The sequence below is a fragment of the Halorussus caseinilyticus genome (assembly GCF_029338395.1).
Taxonomy (GTDB): Archaea; Halobacteriota; Halobacteria; order Halobacteriales; family Haladaptataceae; genus Halorussus; species Halorussus caseinilyticus.
On sequence record NZ_CP119810.1, the window covers coordinates 123,402 to 140,994 of the forward strand.

15 protein-coding genes are annotated in these 17,593 nt (G+C 67.7%); 9 read left to right on the forward strand and 6 right to left on the reverse strand.

What is annotated here, in order from left to right; all coding sequences use genetic code 11:
• Nucleotides 1–306: 306 nt before the first annotated feature.
• Nucleotides 307–4,839 (forward strand): GAF domain-containing protein, encoded by a 4,533-nt coding sequence (locus P2T60_RS18195; RefSeq protein WP_276282535.1) that lies wholly within the window; start codon nucleotides 307–309, stop codon nucleotides 4,837–4,839.
• A gap of 310 nt (nucleotides 4,840–5,149) precedes the next feature.
• Here the strand turns inward: P2T60_RS18195 and P2T60_RS18200 are convergent, their stop codons facing one another.
• The 3 genes from P2T60_RS18200 to P2T60_RS18210 form a co-directional block, all read right to left on the reverse strand.
• On the reverse strand, nucleotides 5,150–6,283 hold the full coding sequence (locus tag P2T60_RS18200; protein WP_276282536.1) for a hypothetical protein: 1,134 nt from the start codon (nucleotides 6,281–6,283) through the stop codon (nucleotides 5,150–5,152).
• Nucleotides 6,284–6,765: 482 nt separating this feature from the next.
• Nucleotides 6,766–7,032: a hypothetical protein gene (locus P2T60_RS18205; RefSeq protein WP_276282537.1), complete on the reverse strand. Its 267-nt coding sequence runs from the start codon at nucleotides 7,030–7,032 to the stop codon at nucleotides 6,766–6,768.
• Nucleotides 7,029–8,138 carry a M24 family metallopeptidase gene (locus P2T60_RS18210; protein ID WP_276282538.1) on the reverse strand — a complete coding sequence of 370 codons (1,110 nt, stop codon included), beginning with the start codon at nucleotides 8,136–8,138 and terminating at the stop codon, nucleotides 7,029–7,031. The genes P2T60_RS18205 and P2T60_RS18210 overlap by 4 nt, the downstream gene beginning before the upstream one ends.
• A 158-nt stretch (nucleotides 8,139–8,296) precedes the next feature.
• Between P2T60_RS18210 and pdhA the strand changes: the two genes are divergently transcribed.
• The 3 genes from pdhA to P2T60_RS18225 all read left to right on the forward strand — a co-directional run bounded on the left by pdhA (nucleotide 8,297) and on the right by P2T60_RS18225 (nucleotide 11,501).
• Nucleotides 8,297–9,391: a pyruvate dehydrogenase (acetyl-transferring) E1 component subunit alpha gene (gene pdhA, locus P2T60_RS18215; RefSeq protein ID WP_276282539.1), complete on the forward strand. Its 1,095-nt coding sequence runs from the start codon at nucleotides 8,297–8,299 to the stop codon at nucleotides 9,389–9,391.
• Nucleotides 9,384–10,352, forward strand: coding sequence for an alpha-ketoacid dehydrogenase subunit beta (locus tag P2T60_RS18220; protein ID WP_276282540.1), 969 nt, complete (start codon nucleotides 9,384–9,386; stop codon nucleotides 10,350–10,352). Before pdhA ends, P2T60_RS18220 begins: the two co-directional genes overlap by 8 nt.
• Nucleotides 10,353–10,451: 99 nt before the next feature.
• Nucleotides 10,452–11,501 carry an NAD(P)-dependent alcohol dehydrogenase gene (locus P2T60_RS18225; protein ID WP_276282541.1) on the forward strand — a complete coding sequence of 350 codons (1,050 nt, stop codon included), beginning with the start codon at nucleotides 10,452–10,454 and terminating at the stop codon, nucleotides 11,499–11,501.
• Nucleotides 11,502–11,545: 44 nt separating this feature from the next.
• Here the strand turns inward: P2T60_RS18225 and P2T60_RS18230 are convergent, their stop codons facing one another.
• Entirely contained in the window at nucleotides 11,546–11,833 is a 288-nt protein-coding gene (locus P2T60_RS18230; protein ID WP_276282542.1) for a hypothetical protein, read from the reverse strand.
• Between the two features lie 128 nt (nucleotides 11,834–11,961).
• On the opposite strand from P2T60_RS18230, the gene P2T60_RS18235 reads away from it, so the two are divergent.
• Both P2T60_RS18235 and P2T60_RS18240 read left to right on the forward strand, forming a co-directional pair.
• Entirely contained in the window at nucleotides 11,962–12,105 is a 144-nt protein-coding gene (locus P2T60_RS18235) for a hypothetical protein (protein WP_276282543.1), read from the forward strand.
• Nucleotides 12,106–12,206: 101 nt separating this feature from the next.
• Entirely contained in the window at nucleotides 12,207–12,425 is a 219-nt protein-coding gene (locus tag P2T60_RS18240) for a hypothetical protein (RefSeq protein ID WP_276282544.1), read from the forward strand.
• A gap of 93 nt (nucleotides 12,426–12,518) precedes the next feature.
• Here the strand turns inward: P2T60_RS18240 and P2T60_RS18245 are convergent, their stop codons facing one another.
• Nucleotides 12,519–13,598: a zinc-dependent alcohol dehydrogenase family protein gene (locus P2T60_RS18245; RefSeq protein WP_276282545.1), complete on the reverse strand. Its 1,080-nt coding sequence runs from the start codon at nucleotides 13,596–13,598 to the stop codon at nucleotides 12,519–12,521.
• Between the two features lie 44 nt (nucleotides 13,599–13,642).
• The gene (locus P2T60_RS18250) at nucleotides 13,643–13,810 is read right to left on the reverse strand and encodes a hypothetical protein (RefSeq protein WP_276282546.1); all 168 of its coding nucleotides are present in this window, start codon (nucleotides 13,808–13,810) and stop codon (nucleotides 13,643–13,645) included.
• Nucleotides 13,811–14,165: 355 nt separating this feature from the next.
• Between P2T60_RS18250 and P2T60_RS18255 the strand changes: the two genes are divergently transcribed.
• From P2T60_RS18255 to P2T60_RS18265, 3 genes are all read left to right on the forward strand, one after another.
• Nucleotides 14,166–15,236 (forward strand): dipeptide epimerase, encoded by a 1,071-nt coding sequence (locus P2T60_RS18255; RefSeq protein ID WP_276282547.1) that lies wholly within the window; start codon nucleotides 14,166–14,168, stop codon nucleotides 15,234–15,236.
• A gap of 24 nt (nucleotides 15,237–15,260) precedes the next feature.
• Nucleotides 15,261–16,220: an aldo/keto reductase gene (locus P2T60_RS18260; RefSeq protein ID WP_276282548.1), complete on the forward strand. Its 960-nt coding sequence runs from the start codon at nucleotides 15,261–15,263 to the stop codon at nucleotides 16,218–16,220.
• 74 nt (nucleotides 16,221–16,294) lie between these two features.
• Nucleotides 16,295–17,524 carry an MFS transporter gene (locus P2T60_RS18265; protein WP_276282549.1) on the forward strand — a complete coding sequence of 410 codons (1,230 nt, stop codon included), beginning with the start codon at nucleotides 16,295–16,297 and terminating at the stop codon, nucleotides 17,522–17,524.
• Nucleotides 17,525–17,593: the final 69 nt, after the last annotated feature.

Here is a 17,593-nt window from a genome sequence, read left to right on the forward strand (position 1 = left end):
GCCGGTCCCGAAACGACAGTCGCCACAGTCTCCGGTAGCGATACAGCGCAGTCGCGGTGCCGTGCGGGTTCGGTCTCGATTGGTTCAAGCCCCCGCTCCGTCGAACTGCTCTCGTCGTTTGCCGTTCTCTCCCGATGGCCGTTCACAATCGGCCCGCCGCCGCTTGCCACTTCCGTTTCAGAGCGCCGTCGAATCGGAGAAACTAAGCGTCACGGAGCGTTTACGCCGGGTTCGTTACAGCAAACTCGCTTTGAACCCTTCCAGAGGCGAAACGCTAACAACTACGGAGTGTCTGTCGTGATAACGATGCTACGGCCTGAGGGGGAACAGAGCCGGACGCGAGGTGACGCGCGACAGATAGTGTACGTCGGCGACGAGACGCGGGCGGCGGCCATCGCCTCCGAGCTGTCGAACGCCAAAATCCGGTGCAAACACCGGGGGTCGGCGGCGCTCGACCACGTTGAGACCGACGCCGCGGACTGCGTGGTCGCCGAGGCCGACCTCCCCGACGTGGACGGGGCGGAACTGCTCGATGCCGTCGCGGAACTCTACCCCGACACCGCGCGGGTCCTGCTCGGCGAGTCGGCCGACGACGCACCGTCGGACGCCGCGTTCGTCCCGACTCGACCGCAGGACGGACTCGCCGAGCGGACGGCCCGGCGCGTCGAGCGCGCGACCGAGTTCCGGAGTCTGCGCCGCGAACGCGACCGAATCGGCGACCGGTTCGAGACGCTAGTCGAGGAGTCGCCCGACCCCATCGTGACGCTGGACGAGGACTGCGAAGTCGTGTTCGCCAACGCCGCCGTCGAGCGCGTCTTCGGCTACGACCCCGAAGCAGTCGTCGGCGGGCCGGTCCAGCGACTCCTCGACGAGTCGGTCCACGACCAAGTGACCGAGACCGTCGAGTCGCTCTCCGCGGACGAGGGACACATCCAGCGCGACTACGTGGAACTGCCGGGCAAGCACCGCGAAGGCCACGACGTGCCGCTGGCGGTGTCGTTCCGGGAGACCGAACGCGACGGCAGACACTACTTCTCGGCGGTCGTCCGGGACGTGAGCGAGCGCAAGCGACTCGAAGACCGCCTCGAAGCCGAGAAGCGCAAGACCCGAGAACTCCACGAGGTCGCGGTCATACTCGAAGAGTGCGAGAGTGTCGAGGAGGTCTGCCGACTCGCCATCGAGACCGCAGAGCAGTTGCTAGAGTTCGACCTTTGCGTGGTAGACACAGTTAACGACGACGAGCTCGTTCCGCAGGCCGTCTCGAAGGGCGTCCCGACCGACGGCTACTACACGACCACGCCGCTGTCGGCCGAGGACAATCTCGCGGCCCGCGCCTACAGGGAAGGCCGGTCGCTCCGAACCAGTGACCTCCACGACGAGGGCGTGGACCCTGCCGCGAGCGGCTATCGAGCGGCGCTGACCGTCCCAATCGCCGACTTGGGAGTGTTTCAGGCCGTCTCGAAGGAAGCCGACGCCTTCGGCGACAGCGACCGGGAACTCGCGGAACTGCTCGCCTCCCACGTCGCCCAGTCGCTCCGGCGAATGCGGTCGGAGGCGGCCCTCGAAGCCGAACGCGACCGGTTCGCCGCGCTGTTCGAGAACATCCCCGAACCGACCATCGACTACGGCGTGCGCGACGGCCAATCGGTCGTCCACTCGGTCAACGAGGCCTTCGAAGAAGTGTTCGGCTACGACGCGAGCGAGGCCGTCGGCCGGAGGATAGACGAACTCATCGTCCCCGAAGACGAGCAATCCGAGTACGAGGTCCACCTCGACCAGTTGCGCGAGCAGGAACACCTCAACACCGAAGTCCGCCGCGTCGGGGCCGACGGGATGCGCGACTTCCTGCTCCGGACTGCGAAGGTGTCCGACGAGGGGAAGGGCGGGTACGCAATCTACACCGACATCACCGACCGCAAGCAGTTGGAGCGAGACCTGACCCGCGAGAAGCAGAAGATAGAGGAGCTACACCACGTCGCCGTCAAACTCGAAGGCTGTGACACGCCCGAGGAAGTGTATCGCCGGACGGTCAACGCCGCCGAGGAGATTCTGAAGTTCGACATCTGTGGTATCGACGTTGAGGAGAACGGGTATCTCGTCCCGAAAGCCGCGTCCTCGGAGTTGGACGAAGCGGACTACGACGTGCTTCGCGCCGACGAGGGTCTCGCTGGCGAGACCTACCAGACCGGCGAGTCGTTCGTCGTGGACGACGTGTACGACGTTTCGAACGTGGAAATCGTGAGCGACAGGTATCGGTCGCTACTCAGCGTCCCGTTCGGCGACGAGGGTGTCCTGCAAGCGGGGTCACACACTCCCGACGAGTTCGACGCCGAGGACCTCCGACTGGCCGAACTGCTCGTCTCCCACGCGGCGGAGGCGCTGGTCCGGGTCCAGTCCGAGAGAGCGCTCCGCGAGGAGCGCGACCGGTTCGCCGCGCTGTTCGAGAACGTCCCCGAACCGACCGCGCGCTACGAACTGCACGACGGCGAACCTCGCATCCAGTCGGTCAACGAAGCGTTCGAGGAGACGTTCGGCTACGACGCGGAGGCGGCCCTCGGCGAGTCGTTAGACGACTTGCTCGTCCCGGACGACGCCACCGAGGAGGCCGAGCGACTCAACGAACTCGTCCAGCGAGGCGAACGCGTCGATGCGGAGGTCCAGCGCGAGGCCGACGACGGCATCCGGGACTTCCTGCTCCGCAACGCCGAGGTGTCGGGTGACGCCGGTAACTACGTCATCTACACCGACATCACCGAGCGCAAGCGCAACGAGGAGCGCCACCGCTCGATGACCGAGGACGTGATGGACAACACCGACGTTGGCATCTTCGTCCTCGACGACGACTTTCAGGTGGCGTGGGCTAACTCCGCGGTGGCCGAGTACTTCGGTCTCGACAGGGAGCGAGTCCTCGGCGCGGACAAACGGACAGTCATCGAGGAGAACGTGTGTCACTCGGTCGAGAACTCCGAGGCGTTCGCCGAGACCGTGACCGCGACCTACGACGACAACACCGGCGTCGAAGAGTTCACCTGTCACGTCACGCCCGACGACGGGCGGGTCGGCCGCCACCTCCAGCACCTCAGCAGGCCCATCGAATCGGGCCTGTACGCTGGCGGTCGGGTCGAACTCTACTACGACGTGACCGAACGCGTCGAGCGCGAGGAGATGCTCGACGCGCTTCACGGCGCGACCCGCGACCTGATGGCGGCCGAGCGCCAGCGCGACATCTGCGAGACGGCGGTCGAGACCGCACGCGACGTACTCGACATCCCCCACTCGTCGGTCTTCCGGTGGGACGACGAGACCGAACGCCTCGAACCCTACATCATCCCCGAGGAGACGACCGCCAAAATGGGCGAGGCCCCATCGTTCGGGTACGGCGATGGCATCGTCGGCGAAGCCTTCGAGACCGGTGAGGCCGCCGTCTTCGACGACGCCCAACTCGACCCGCAGGCGCTCGACGGAGGGTCCGACGAGATTCGGGGCTTCGGCGTGTTCCCGCTGGGCGACTGGGGCGTGATGACCGTCGCGTCGCTGTCGGTCGGCGCGTTCGACGGATACGAAATCGACCTCGTGCGGGTGCTGGCGGCCAACGCCGAAGTCGCGCTGAACCGCGCGGCCCGCGAGGAAGAGCTGTCCGAACAGCGGAGCCAACTCGCCGAACTCGACCGCATCAACGCGGTCATCCGAGACGTGGACCAACTGCTGGTTCGGGCCTCGACGCGCGAGGAAATCGCCCAAGCCGTCTGCGACCGTCTGGCGAAGTCCGACCACTACCAGTTCGCGTGGACAGGCGAGGCGATGGCCGGGTCGAGTCAGGCCGAACCCACCGCGTGGGCGGGTCTCGAAGAGGGCTACCTCGAACGAATCAGGGAGATGCGCGACGAGACGCCGACCGGCCCGGCCCAGAAAGCGCTGGACACCGGGAAGGTGCAGGTCGTCCAGAGCGTCTCCGACGACGAGGACTTCGAACCGTGGCGCGAGGAGGCGCTGAAGCGGGGCTATCAATCGACCGCGGCGCTTCCGCTCCGCTACCGCGAGACGGTCTACGGCGTCCTCTGCGTCTACGCCGACCGAGCGAACGCCTTCGACGCCCGCGAGCAGGCGGTGCTGGCGGAACTCGGCGAGACCATCGGCCACGCCATCAACGCCGCCGAGAACAAGAAGGCGCTCCTCTCGGACGACGTGGTGGAAGTCGAGTTCGAGATTCACGACGGGAAGGGCTTCTTCTCGCGGGTCCCCCGCGAGGAAGGCGGCACGTTCACGCTCGAGGGTGTGACGATGACCGCAGACGGGTCGTTCGTCTACTTCATGACGGTGGACGGACTCGACCCCGACCGAGTGTCGGAGTTGTCCGACGACGCGCCGGACGTAGAGCAGGCCCGCCTCGTCAACGAACACGAGGACGGCGACCTGTTCGAGTTCGTCTACACCGGGCCGTCGCCGTTGCAGGGTCTGGCCGACCACGGCGGGACGCTCCGGTACGCGAAGTTCACCGCCGAGCGCGGCCGGAGCATCGTGGAACTTCCACGGAACGCCGACGTGCGTCCGGTGGTGGAGTCGATTCAGGAGAGCGTCCCGAACACGGAAGTCGTCGCCCAGCGCGAACGCGAGCGACCGGCGCGCACCGTCGAGGAGTTCCGGACCTCGCTGGAGGAGGACCTGACCGAGCGCCAGCGGTCGGCGCTCGACGCGGCCTACTACGCCGGGTTCTTCGAGTGGCCCCGCGAGAGTACCGGCGAGGAGGTCAGCGACTCGCTGGGCGTCTCCGCGCCGACGTTCCACCAGCACCTGCGCGTGGGCGAGCGGAAGTTGCTGTCCGCGTTCTTGGACGAGTAGCGGGTTCAAGACGTTGCAGGACTCATCTGGGGCGGTGATAGACTCGTTACTGCGACGGCGACGGCGCGATTTCGAAGGAGCTAGCTTCGGGCTTGAGCCAATCATACCGCAACCGCGACGGCCACACCCTCCCCAACCGACTCGCTCGTTCCCTGCGGTCACTCGCTCGTCCCTCGCGCGGATGGGCGCGGCCACTCGCGGGCCGCGCCCGCACGCGCCAGCTCGGAACGATAGGACTGTCCTTACCAATGAAGTACATTGCTCAAGTAACGAGGATTCTTTCCGAGGACTCACGAAAGCAGTCTTCGTCTCAGAACGTGAAGCCGTGCTTCTCGGTGATGTGGTGGGCCGCTGTCCCCCAGACGTAGTTCTCGCCGGGCCACCACGTCCGGGCGTTGTTGAACCCGCCGACCAGCACGCCCGCGTCGGGGTCGTCGGGGTCCGGGTGGTAGTTGACCGACCCGCTGTCGCCGTCGGCGAACCCCGATTCGCGGCCCCACTTGAGTTGCCCGTGCTTGCAGACAGCCCCGTACGCGCATGTGAAGCCGTCTACCGCCTGAATCTCTCCTTTCGTGTGGCCCGTCTTGACGCCGATTTTTTCGAGCGGTTCGCCCGCGGCTTTCAGGTCCGCGAGGCCCGCCTTCGTGAACTGACCGAGAACGCGGCCCGGCGACTCCTCGCGGATGCGGTGGAGCGGTCGGTACCCCGACGTTGGCCGAGCGCAAACGAGGTCCGACTTCGGGTAGCCAGCGCGCACCGACCCGATTTCGGTCCGGTCGCCGTCGAGCAGGTAGAGCGACTTCCCCTCGTTGTCGGTGCCGCCGAAGACGTGGTTCGCCGTGGCGAAGTACAGCGACCCGTCGGCCGGGTCGCGCATCGCCGGTGCGAGCGTGCCGTAGAGTTCGTCGCTGGCGATTCGGACGCTCCCCGGCACGCCCTCGCCGACCACCGCCGAATCCGACGGGTCGCCGGGCGGGTCGCGGTCCGGCCGGGACCCGCCCGGCGACACCTTCCGGACTTCGACCGGCGTGTCCTCGACTCGCTCGGGCACCGCGCCGCGGGCCTCCTCCGCGGTGACTTCGACGCGGATGGAGGCGTTCGACCCGCCGTACTCGCCCGGCGCGACGGCGGACGAGGCGACGCCCTCGCGCGAAATCACTTCGAGCGTCCGGTGGGCCGCCAGCGCCGACCGGAAGTCCTCGTACCAGTCGGCGGGCACCGTCTTGCGCCGGGGCCGGACCCCACCGCCGTCGCGCACCAACCCGTAGACTATCGGCACCTCGTCGCGGCCCGACGCCCGCACGTCCTCGGCGGTGAGCAACGACGCCGAGAGCGCGCCGAACCCGAGGCTCAGAAGCGTGTCCACGAATCGACGCCGCCCCATCGTCCCAACCGGTTCGCCGTGGACGGCGCTAATCCGGTTTCCCGTGTCGTCTTCCCCCATTTTCCCGCACACTCGTACACCGGACTGTCACTTGAAACTGCTTGCCCGCCGAGAGTGGGGTTCGGTTGGTCCAACCCGACCGCGGCGTCGTGAAAACGTCGTGGGAGGAGTTTCGTCTGTGCGTCTTAAACGTCGGGGTCGTTTCGGGGGTGACTCTGCTTTCGGTAGGGACCGACACCAGAGAAGAGCGTCGGGGAAGTACGACGGAAAGGGCAGAGAAGCTATCTACAGGCTTGAGCCAATCATCCCGCAACCGCACGGCACCGCCACCGCGGACCACATCCCTCCCCAACCGACTCCTTCGCTCCCTCCGGTCGCTCAGTCGTCCGCCGTCGGAAACGAGTTCCGACGAGCCTTCGGTCACTTCGTTCCCGAAGACCTCGCGCGGATGGGCGCGGCCACTCGCGGGCCGCGCCCGCACGCGCCGGAGATTCACGGATAGTACTCGAAAAGTCGAAACCGAAACACTACCAACGAGAGCGTCACGTCGGACCGAGAACCGCGTCGGTCTCCACCTCGGTCACGGCGTCGAACTCGCAGACGGCCTCGATGTCGGTCTGGCCGACTTCCACCAGCAAGCGGTCGAACCGGAGTTCCCGGGCCACCTCGCCGCCGAGCGATTCGACTCGCTCGGCGACCTCCAGCTCCGCGTCGTCTGCGCCCTCCGCGAGAGTCAAGACGAGGCGGACCGTCTCGCCGGGAATCGGGTCGCGCCGGAGCGACCGGACCGTGTGGCTCAGGTAGGTCATAGCGGTTCCCACGTCCGCGGCGAGTCGTTCAGTCGCTCGCACCCCGATTCGGTCACGGCCACGAGGTCCTCGATGCGGACGCCGAACTCCCCCGGCAGGTAGACGCCGGGTTCGACGCTGAACACCATCCCCGGTTCGAGTTCCGTCTCGTCGCCGTCCACGATGTAGGGGTCCTCGTGAACGTCGAGACCGACGCCGTGGCCCGTCCGGTGGACGAACCGGTCGCCGTAGCCCGCGTCTTCGATGACCTCGCGCGCGGCCCGGTCGATTTCCTCGGCGCGGACGCCGGGTTCGACCGCCTCGACCGCGGCTTGCTGGGCCTCGTGGACCACCTCGTGGACCTCCGCGAACCCCTCCGGCGGGTCGCCCGCGAACACCACCGTCCGGGTCTGGTCGCCGGGGTAGTCGTCCGCGTACGCGCCGAAGTCGAGAACCACCGGGTCGCCGCGCCGAATCTCCCGGTCGTCGTGGCGGTGGTGGGGTTTGGCTCCGTTGGGACCCGACCCCGCGATGGTGCCGAACGCGACTTCCTCGCCGCCGTTCTCGGCGAGTCGCCGGTCGATTTCGGCGGCGAGTTCGGTCTCGGTCATCCCGATTGCGTCCTCGCCCAACTCCCGAATCTCGACGCTCACCTCGTCGGCGAGTTGGCCCGCCCGCCGGAGCGCCGCGAGTTCGGTCTCGTCCTTGCGCATCCGCAGGTCGTCGAACACCTCGCTGGCGAGACCGAACGTGGCGTCCGGCAGGGTCTCGCGGAGGTCTTGGGTGAACAGCGCCCACATCGTGTCGTCCACGAGCAGACGGCCGCCGCGCAAGTCCATCTCGTCTGCGAGGTCCGAAACGACCGCGATCGGGTCCTCGCCGTCGGCCCAGAGCCGAACGTCCTCGACCCACGAGGCGTCCCGAATCTGCTCGTCGTACATCTCCGGCGCGACGAACGCCGGTTCGCCCTCGCTCGGAATCACCAGAAACAGGTGGCGCTCCATCGGTTCCTCGCGGAACCCCGAGGCGTAGAAGAGGTTGGTACTCGGGAACAGGACGGCCGCGTCCGCGCCCGCGTCGGCCAGTCGGTCCTGACACCGCCGGGTTCGGTCCTCGAACGCACTCATGGGAAGCAGTTGCGCGGGAGGCGATTTAAAAGTAGCCGAGCGCCGCCGGAGCGAAAGGGACGCGAATCGACTTTCGCGGTGCGCCGGTGCGGACCGGCGCACCTCGACCGGTCGGACCCTGCCCCTTCAGCTAAGTGGAACCGCGTGGTAAGCAGTCCGTGGTTCGGGACCGAGTGGCCGAGTTTTCGGTCGAGTACGTGCAAGCACTGGACGAGGAGGGGAATCTGGACGAGACGGTCGCGCCGGACGTATCCGAAGACCGACTGCTCGAGCTGTACCGACTCATGCGCCTCTCCCGGCGGGTGGACGAGCGCGCGGTCGCGCTCCAGCGCCGCGGCGAGTTGGGAACCTACGCGCCGGGTATCGGACAGGAGGCCGCACAGGTCGGGTCCGCAGTCGCGCTGAAACCGGAGGGATGGATGGTGCCCTCGTTCCGCGAAGGAGCGGCCTTCCTCACGAGGGGGACGCCGATTCACCGCCTGCTGTGGTACTCGATGGGGATGGAGGAGGGCGCGGAGGTCTCGGGAGCTACCTTCCCGCCGTCGATTCCCGTCGGGTCGCAGGCGCTCCACGCCGCGGGTCTCGGGTGGGCACAGGAGATAACCGGCGCAGACGAGGCGGCGCTGGCGTACTTCGGCGACGGCGCGACGAGTCAGGGCGACGTGTACGAGGCGATGAACGTCGCGGGGGTGCTGGACGCCCACTGCGTCTTCCTCTGTCAGAACAACCAGTGGGCGATTTCGGTCCCCCGGCGGGGACAGAGCCGGGCCGAGACGCTCGCACAGAAGGCCGTCGCCGCGGGCATCGAGGGCGTACAGGTTGACGGCAACGACGTGTTGGGCGTCCTCGCGGTCACGCGCGACGCGCTCGACTCCGCGCGCGAGGGCGACCCCGTGCTGATAGAGGCGCTGACCTACCGGCGGTCGATGCACACGACCAGCGACGACCCACGAGTGTATCGCACCGACGAGGAGGAGGCCGAGTGGGAGCGACGCGACCCCATCGAGCGGTTCGAGACGTACCTCCGGGACGAGGGCTTGCTCGACGACGAGCGAGTCGCGGCAATCGGCGAGGAAATCGAGGACGTGATTGCCGACGAAATCGACCGCGCGAAGGAAGGTCAGCGACAGGTCGTGCCCGCCGAGATGTTCGACTACGTATTCGCGGAGACCCCGCCGGAACTCCGGCGACAGCGGGCCGCGTTCGAGTCCGAACGGTCGCGCGCCTCCGAAGAGGTGTCCGACGATGGCTAACGAACTCCGACTCGTCGAGGCGATTCGGGAGGCGCTCGCCGACGAGATGGCCCGCGACGACTCGGTGGTGGTCTACGGCGAGGACGTGGGCGTCAACGGCGGCGTGTTCCGAGCGACCCGCGACCTCTACGAGGAGTTTCCCGACCAAGTGTACGACACGCCGCTGGCGGAGTCGGCGATTCTGGGCCTCGGAGTCGGACTGGGCGCGTACGGACTCGTCCCGGTCGCCGAAATCCAGTTCGCCAGTTTCGCGTTTCAGGGGTTCCACCAGTTGCACCAACACGCCTCCCGAATGCGGAGTCGGACGCGCGGGGCGCTGTCGGTGCCGATGACGGTCCGAACGCCCTACGGCGGCGGCATCCGTGCGCTCGAACTCCACTCCGAGAGCTACGAGGCGGGGTACGCCCACGTTCCCGGCTTGAAGACGGTCGTGCCGTCGAATCCGGCCGACGCGAAAGGGTTGCTCACCGCGGCCATCCGAGACCCCGACCCGGTGCTGTTCCTCGAACCGACCAAGCGATACCGGGCCTCGCGCGAACCCGTGCCCGAGGACGACCACACCGTCCCGCTCGGGGAGGCCGCGGTCGTTCGGGAAGGGTCGGACGTGACCGTCGTGGCGTGGGGCGCGATGCTGGCCGAGACCCTCGACGCGGCGGCGGCGAGCGACGCGAGCGCCGAGGTAATCGACCTCCGGACGGTCTCCCCGATGGACTCGGAGGCGATACTGAATTCGGTCCGAAAGACCGGCCGGTGCGTCGTGGTCCACGAGGCCCCGCGGACCGGGGGTCTCGCGGCCGAGATTATCGCCCGCATCAACGACGACGCGCTCTACCACCTCGAAGCGCCGGTCGAGCGGGTGACCGGGTACGACGTTCCCTTCCCGATGTTCGCCCGCGAGGACGCCTACCGGCCGGACGCCGAGCGCATTCGGCGGGGCATCGAGCGAGCGCTGTCGGCGTGAGGTCGGCGGGGAACTCGACGCGCGAGTCGCGCGTCGAGTTCGACGGGGGTCGGGAGAGATTGAAGTATGGGCGCGTCGTTACTCCGTCGGGGGATTCGAATGCAGGCATTCGTCATGAACGGCATCGGCGAGACGGGGTTCGCCGAGAAGGACAGACCGGAACCGGGACCGAACGACGCGATTCTCGAACCGACGGTGGCGCTGATTTGCACCTCGGACGTTCACACGGTCCACGGCGCAATCGGTGAGCGAGAGAACCTGACGCTCGGCCACGAAGCGGTCGGCGTCGTGGACGAGGTGGGGTCACAAGTCGAGAACTTCGCCGAGGGCGACCGGGTGGCGGTCGGAGCCATCACGCCCGACTGGGGGTCCGCGGCGGCCCAAGACGGCCACCCCTCTCAGTCGGACGGTCCGCTCGGCGGGTGGAAGTTCGCCAACGAGAAAGACGGCGTGTTCGCCGAGTACGTCCACGTCAACGACGCCGACGCGAATCTGGCCCGAATTCCCGAGGGCGTCACGGACGAAGAGGCGGCCTACGTCTGCGACATGCTGAGTACCGGGTTCGCGGCGGCCGAGAACGCCGCGATTCCGATGGGCGGGACCGTAGCCGTCTTCGCGCAGGGACCGGTCGGCCTGATGGCGACGAGAGGCGCGGCCTTGCAGGGCGCGGGCCGAATCTTCGCCGTCGAGAGCGTCCCGGAGCGCCAAGAGCTGGCGCGAGAGTACGGCGCGGACGAGATAGTCGATTTCGAGGAGGTAGACCCGGTAGAGGAGATTCTGGGTGCGACCGACGGCGCGGGCGTAGACGGCGCAATCGAGGCGCTCGGCCGGGAGGAGACGCTGGCCGACTGCGTGGCGGTGACGAAACCCGGCGGCACGATTTCGAACGTCGGCTACTACGGCGAGGGCGAGACGGTGGGAATCCCGCGGGAGGCGTGGGGCGTCGGCATGGCCGAGAAGGACATCGTGACCGACCTCTGTCCCGGCGGCCGTCTGCGCCTCCGGCGACTCCTGCGTCTCATCGACGCCGAGCGAGTGGACCCGACGCCGATGACGACCCACGAGTTCGACTTCGAGGACATCGGCGAGGCCTTCGAGTTGATGGCGTCGAAAGAAGACGGCGTTATCAAACCGCTGGTGCGGTTCTGACCGGAGTCGCGGGGGTCGAACGAAATCGCGGGTGCTGACCGCGCTCAGTACTCCTCGGCGTCCAACTCTTCTAAGTGCTGTTCGAGTTCGGGATACTCGTCCAAGTCTACGAATCCGTACTCGCCGCCGCCGTAGAAACTCTCGGGGAGTTCGCGCTCGACCAGCATCGTCTCGGGGTCGGCATCGACGTGATTGACCTTGTTCAGCGGGACGACTCGGACCGTCTCGGTGCCGTCGAGACAGACGACGCTTCGCTCGCGCACGAGAACCGCGTCGAACTCGAGCGCGTCGTACTCGTCTACCGTGAACACCGTCGGGCGGGAAGGTGCCATACTTCGTGAAGCGGCGAGGCGGTATTAAAATCCGATGAAGCGGACGGCCGTGTCGAGGAAAAGAGGTGTCGCGCTCGACTGACCGACCCGCCCAAAGCTACAAACCGCCGCCCGTGGTAACGCGGGGCATGGCGAAGTGTCCGCACTGCGAGTCCGACATCACCGAGTGGGCCCAACGACTGGAGCAGGCAGACCGCGCGAGTACGCCGAAAGTCTGGACCTGTCCCGACTGCGATTCGGTTCTGGGCATCTCCGACTGGGGGTCGGAGTAGCGCGGCGCGAGCGGTCGTTTGCGTTTCCGTAAACGGAAACGCGAACGAGACTCCCGACGCGTTCGGCCACTTACTTGTCGGTCCGCACCATCGGCCGGGACATGGCCGACGTACCGTGGCAGGTCGTCCGAATCGTCGGGACGGTACTGCTTCTGGGACCGCCCGTCGCGTTCTACGTCTACCGGGACCGCAAGCGGCGCGACGAGTCCAGACCGCTCGCGTGGGCGCTCGGACTCGGCGTCCTCGGCATCGCGGGACTGTTCCTGTACCTCCACCTGCGCGGGGACTTCACCGGACCGGAGCGCGGTGACACTGATTAATATTGTAGAAAGAAATAATATCATTTGTTAAATATACCTATATAATTCTGAAGCAGGTCGGAAGATGTCCGGTCGCCGACCGTTCCGCTCGACTCAGAACTCCGTGACGACTTCGATGCCGACCGTGCCGAAGTCGCTCATCGCGGCGAGTCGGTCGGGCACGTCCGCGAGCGAAACCTCGTTCGTCACCAGCGCGGCGGGTGAAACCGTCCCGCGGTCCATCATCCGGAGGAGTTCGCCGTAGCGGGTCGGCGGCATGCCGCGGGACCCGAGGAAGGTGAGTTCGCGCATCGTCATCGCGTCGGTCGGGAGCGAGACTTCGCCGCGCTCTGCGTCGGTGGTCAGACCGAGTTGGAGGTGTTGGCCGCGCTTGCGGAGGCACGCGACGGAGTTCCGACAGGTCTCGGCGACGCCGAGGGCGTCCACCGAGACGTGCGCGCCGTCGGAGACGCCCGCGCCGTCGCCGACAGCACCGCGAATCCTCGCTGGCACGTCCTCGACTCCCCCGGCGTTCACCGTCTCGTCCGCGCCCAACTCGCGGGCCTTCGCCAGTTTCTCGTCGGCCAAATCGACCGCGACTACGTTCGCGCCGAGGGCGTCCGCGACGTGGACCGCCGAGAGACCCACCCCGCCGCACCCGTGAACCGCCACCCAGTCGCCGGGCGAAAGGTCCGCGCGGTGGGCCAGTCCGTGGTACGCCGTGGCGAACCGACACCCGAGACCGGCCATCTCGACGGGCGAGACGTTCTCGGGCAACTCGACGGCGTTGTAGTCGGCGTAGGGAACGTGGACCCGTTCGGCGAACGCGCCGGGCGCGGCGGACTCGAACCCGAGCGCCAGACCGTCCGAACAGACGTTTCCGTGCCCGTTCCGGCAGTACTCGCAGTCGCCGCGCCCGAGGTTGAACGGGACCGCGATGCGGTCGCCCTCCCCGAGTCGCTCGACCGACTCGCCGACGGCGACGACGGTGCCCGCGGGTTCGTGGCCGAGAATCTGGCCCTGCGGAACCCTGTCGTCGGCCCACTCGCCGTGACCCTGCCACGCGTGCCAGTCGCTCCGGCAGATGCCGCAGGCCTCGGTCGCTATCACGACGCCGTGGTCGTCGGGTTCGGGGTCGGGTACCTGCCGGATTTCGAGGGGGTCGCCGTACTCGCGCAGAACAGCGGCTTTCATGCGGGAGGGATTCGTCGGCAGGCGGTTAAATCGGTGGGTCCCGGCTAGGCGTCTCCGGTGTTGGTGTCGTCTCTGTCGTCGCGGAAGTCGGTGGTTTCGAAGCAACTGCCCGCTCGTTTCGATTCAGCACCGCGACTGCCGGAATCACTGGAGAGAACGCCCAGAAAGCCCCCGCCCGCTCGCGGTCGCTGGCCGACATATCCTCGACTCACCTTCGGTTCGTCTCGGATAGGGGTCGGCCAGACGACCACGGGCCTGCGGCCCGCGACCGGGCGGCCCCTTTATCCCACCCTATCGGTTGGTCCATCGAGCGCACCCCGCGGTTGGTCGGCCGAGCGCCTCCCGGTGGTTCGTTTCGCCGAGCGCACCCCCGCGGTTGGTCGGCCGTCGCCCGCGACTCGTCGCGGGCGACGGCCACCTCGCTCGCGCGTCGGGGATACATTTAGGTCGTTTCTATCCGAATTCCGATACGATGACTCTTCGAGATTCGTGTGACAGTGCGAGCGTCGAGGCGGAAGCACGGCCGAGCGAGGGTGCGGCGAGTGGCGAGCATCGGGGGGCAGACCGGTGAGCGAAATCGTAGCCGCGTCGGTCCGACCGCTGAACCTCCCGCTGGAGGGACCCATCGAGACCGCTCTCGGCACCAAGCGCGAGGCGACCAACCTCCTCGTGACGGTCGAAACCGCGTCGGGGACGACTGGCTACGGCGAGGGGTCGCCCATCCCGATGGTGACCGGCGAGACGCAGGCCGCGGCAATCGAGACCGCACGGGCCGCGACCGAGGTACTCGAAGGCCGTGACGTGCGCGACTACCGGGCGCTCGTCGGCGACGTTCGCTCGGCGTTCCCCGGCATGGTCTCGGCGCTGTTCGCGGTCGAGACCGCGATTCTCGACGCCTACTGCCGCGAGCGCGGAATTGCGCTCGCGGAACTGTTCGGCGGAAGCCCCGAACCGGTCGAGACCGACCAGACGATACCCATCGAGGAACCCGCGACGGCGGCCGGGAAAGCGACCGCCGCGGTGGAAGCGGGCTTCGACCACCTGAAACTCAAGACCGGAGGCGACGTGGGCGACGACGTAGAGCGAGTCGCGGCCGTCGCCGAAGCGGTCCCCGACGCCGCGCTGAAGGTGGACGCCAATCAGGGCTGGACGCCGAAAGAGACCGTCCGCTTCGCGGACCGGGTGGCCGACCGCGGCGTCGAACTCGAACTCATCGAGCAACCCGTGCCCGCCGACGACGTGACCGGTCTCGCCCAGACCCGAGAACTGGTCGGCGTGCCCATCGCCGCCGACGAAGCGGTGTTCACCCCGGCGGACGCGGTGCGAGTCGTCCGCGAGGAGGCCGCCGACGTACTCAACGCGAAACTCGGCAAGTCCGGGCCGCTGGCGGTCGGCGACATCGCCGCCATCGCGCGGGGCGCGGACCTCGACCTGATGGTCGGGTGCATGCTGGAGAGCGCAGTCGGCATCCACACCAGCGCCCACGTCGTCGCCGGGACGGGCGCGTTCTCCTACGTGGACCTCGACGGAAACCGCTTCCTCGCGGAGGGCATTGTCGAAGACAGCGGCCCCGTCCACGACATCGCCGGGCCGGGCCACGGCGTGACGCCCGACGAGCAAGCCGCCGAACAGAACTAAGGTCGAAGACGGAGTGTAACCGGCATGGAGTACGTCCGACTCGGTTCGACCGGGACGAAGGTATCGGAACTCTGCTTCGGCACGTGGCGGTTCGGCAAGGAGACCGACGGCACCGTCGAAACCGACCGCTCGACGGCCCACGACCTGCTCGACACCGCCTACGACCGCGGCGTCAACTTCATCGACACCGCGAACGTCTACGGCGACCCGAACGGCACCGCCGAGGAGTGGATAGGCGACTGGTTGGCCGACTACGACCGCGAGGACTTCGTGCTGGCCTCGAAGGTCTACTTCGGGTTCGACGACGGTCCCAACGACCGGGGTCTCTCGCGCAAGCACATTCGGAACCAGATAGACGGCACCCTCGAACGCCTCGGCACCGACTACCTCGACGTGTACTACGTCCACCGGTGGGACGACGAGACCACAATCGAGGAGACCCTGACGACGCTGAACGCCCTCGTGCGCGAGGGGAAGGTCAACTACCTCGGCGCGAGTTCGATGGCGGCGTGGCAACTGACTAAGGCACTCTGGACCAGCGACGTGGAGGGTCTCGAACGCTTCGAGATTACGCAACCCCGATTCAACGCCGCGTATCGAGACCCGGTGGAGGACTACCTCGACCTCTGCGCCGACCAGAATCTCGCGGTGTGCCCGTACTCACCGCTGGAGGGCGGCTTTCTGACCGGGAAGTACGGCCGCGAAGGCGACGGTCCCGAGGGGTCGCGCGGCGACCTCTACGAGTGGGAGAACCGATTCGGCGAGCGCCAGTGGGACGTGCTGGACGAGATTCGGAAAGTCGCCGACGAGGTGGACGCGACCCCCGCGAAGGTGTCGCTCCGGTGGTTGGCCGACCAGCACGAGTTCCGGTGCATCCCCATCGTCGGCGCGCGAACGACCGACCAACTGGAGGAGAACTTGGGCGCGAGCGAGGTGTCGCTGTCGGACGACCAGTTCGACCGGATTCGAGGCGCGTACGAGTAGCGGCGTCGAAACCGTCGGCCTCGCCCGGTTCCAACAAAGCTGGAGTTTTGTATCCGCCCCGAAAAGGTAGCGGCGTGACCGACGATTCGTCGCCGACTGGTTCGTCTCGCCGCAGAACCATCGGTCTCGTCGCCGGACTGTTCGCGCTCTCGGCGGCGGCCGGAGCCTACGAAATCGCTCCGGCGAGCGTCCTGCCGCTGGTTCGGGAGTCGCTCGGCGTCGGACCGACCGCGGCCGGATGGCTGGTGAGCGTGATGTACCTCACCGCCGTCGTCGCCAGCGTCCCGGTCGGGGTCGCGCTCGACCGCGTGCGCGTCCGGCGCGCGGTCGCAGTCGCAGCGCTCGCGCTCTTGGTCGCGGGCGCGTGGGGGTGGTTCGCCGCAGTCACGGGGGCCTACTGGTGGCTGTTCGCCTCGCGGATTCTGGGCGGGTTCTCCTACGTCGTAGTGTGGAACGCGGGCGCGAATCTGGTCGGGCAGGCGGTCGAACCCGACGTGCGCGCGACCGCAGTCGGAATCTTCACCGCGAGCGCGCCGGTCGGGTTCGCGCTCGGACAGTTCGGCAGTCCGCTGGTCGCCGAGGCGTTCGGTTGGCCCGCCACGCTCCCCGTCTTCGCCGCCATCGCCGTGGTCGGCGTCGGCGTGTTCTTGCTCTCGACTCGGGGGCGGAGCCTCGCGGTCGAGACCGACGCGCCCGACCGCGGACAGGTCCGGAACCTGTTCGCCAACCGCGCGGCGTGGACGCTGTACGCGCTGTGCTTTCTAGCGTTCTCGCTCTATCTCTTCCTCAACAGTTGGCTCCCGAGTTTCCTGACCGACCGCCTCGGCGTCTCGCTCGCGCTCGGCGGTCTGTTGACCGCGCTGTTCCCCGCGGTCGGAGTCGTCTCGCGGACCAGCGGCGGGGTCGTCTCGGACCGACTGTTCGGCGGCGAGCGCCGCCCGGTCGTCCTGTTGGCGTTCGTCGCGTCCGCGCCCGCAGTAGTCGGATTCACCGTCGTCTCGGGGGTCGGCGCGGCAATCGCGCTTCTGGTGGTCTCGGGGTTCGCGGTCCAACTCGGCATCGGCCTGCTCTACACCTACGTCGCGGAAGTCGTCGCGCCCGCGGTCCGAACCACGGCCATCTCGATGCTGACCAGCGTCGGCCTGTTCGGGGCGTTCGCCGCGCCCATCGCTGGCGGGGCCATCATCGACCGGGCGGGGTACCGTCCGGCCTTCTTGCTCGCGGGCGTGGTCGCAGTGGCCGGGGTCGTGCTGGCGTGGTACGCGCCCGAGGCGGACCGACGAACGCCGGACGCCGACCGGTGATTCGTCGGGGGGTGGCCGGGGGAGAAGCGTCGGTAGGTATTTTGCCTCTGGACGACGAGTATCAGAGTT

Bases quoted from the DNA above. Each gene is read 5' to 3' on its own strand.
- P2T60_RS18195 (WP_276282535.1), top strand. From the start codon at position 307: ATGCTACGGCCTGAGGGGGAACAGAGCCGGACGCGAGGTGACGCGCGA.
- P2T60_RS18200 (WP_276282536.1), bottom strand. From the start codon at position 6,283: ATGGGGGAAGACGACACGGGAAACCGGATTAGCGCCGTCCACGGCGAA.
- P2T60_RS18205 (WP_276282537.1), bottom strand. From the start codon at position 7,032: ATGACCTACCTGAGCCACACGGTCCGGTCGCTCCGGCGCGACCCGATT.
- P2T60_RS18210 (WP_276282538.1), bottom strand. From the start codon at position 8,138: ATGAGTGCGTTCGAGGACCGAACCCGGCGGTGTCAGGACCGACTGGCC.
- P2T60_RS18220 (WP_276282540.1), top strand. From the start codon at position 9,384: ATGGCTAACGAACTCCGACTCGTCGAGGCGATTCGGGAGGCGCTCGCC.
- P2T60_RS18225 (WP_276282541.1), top strand. From the start codon at position 10,452: ATGCAGGCATTCGTCATGAACGGCATCGGCGAGACGGGGTTCGCCGAG.
- P2T60_RS18230 (WP_276282542.1), bottom strand. From the start codon at position 11,833: ATGGCACCTTCCCGCCCGACGGTGTTCACGGTAGACGAGTACGACGCG.
- P2T60_RS18235 (WP_276282543.1), top strand. From the start codon at position 11,962: ATGGCGAAGTGTCCGCACTGCGAGTCCGACATCACCGAGTGGGCCCAA.
- P2T60_RS18240 (WP_276282544.1), top strand. From the start codon at position 12,207: ATGGCCGACGTACCGTGGCAGGTCGTCCGAATCGTCGGGACGGTACTG.
- P2T60_RS18245 (WP_276282545.1), bottom strand. From the start codon at position 13,598: ATGAAAGCCGCTGTTCTGCGCGAGTACGGCGACCCCCTCGAAATCCGG.
- P2T60_RS18260 (WP_276282548.1), top strand. From the start codon at position 15,261: ATGGAGTACGTCCGACTCGGTTCGACCGGGACGAAGGTATCGGAACTC.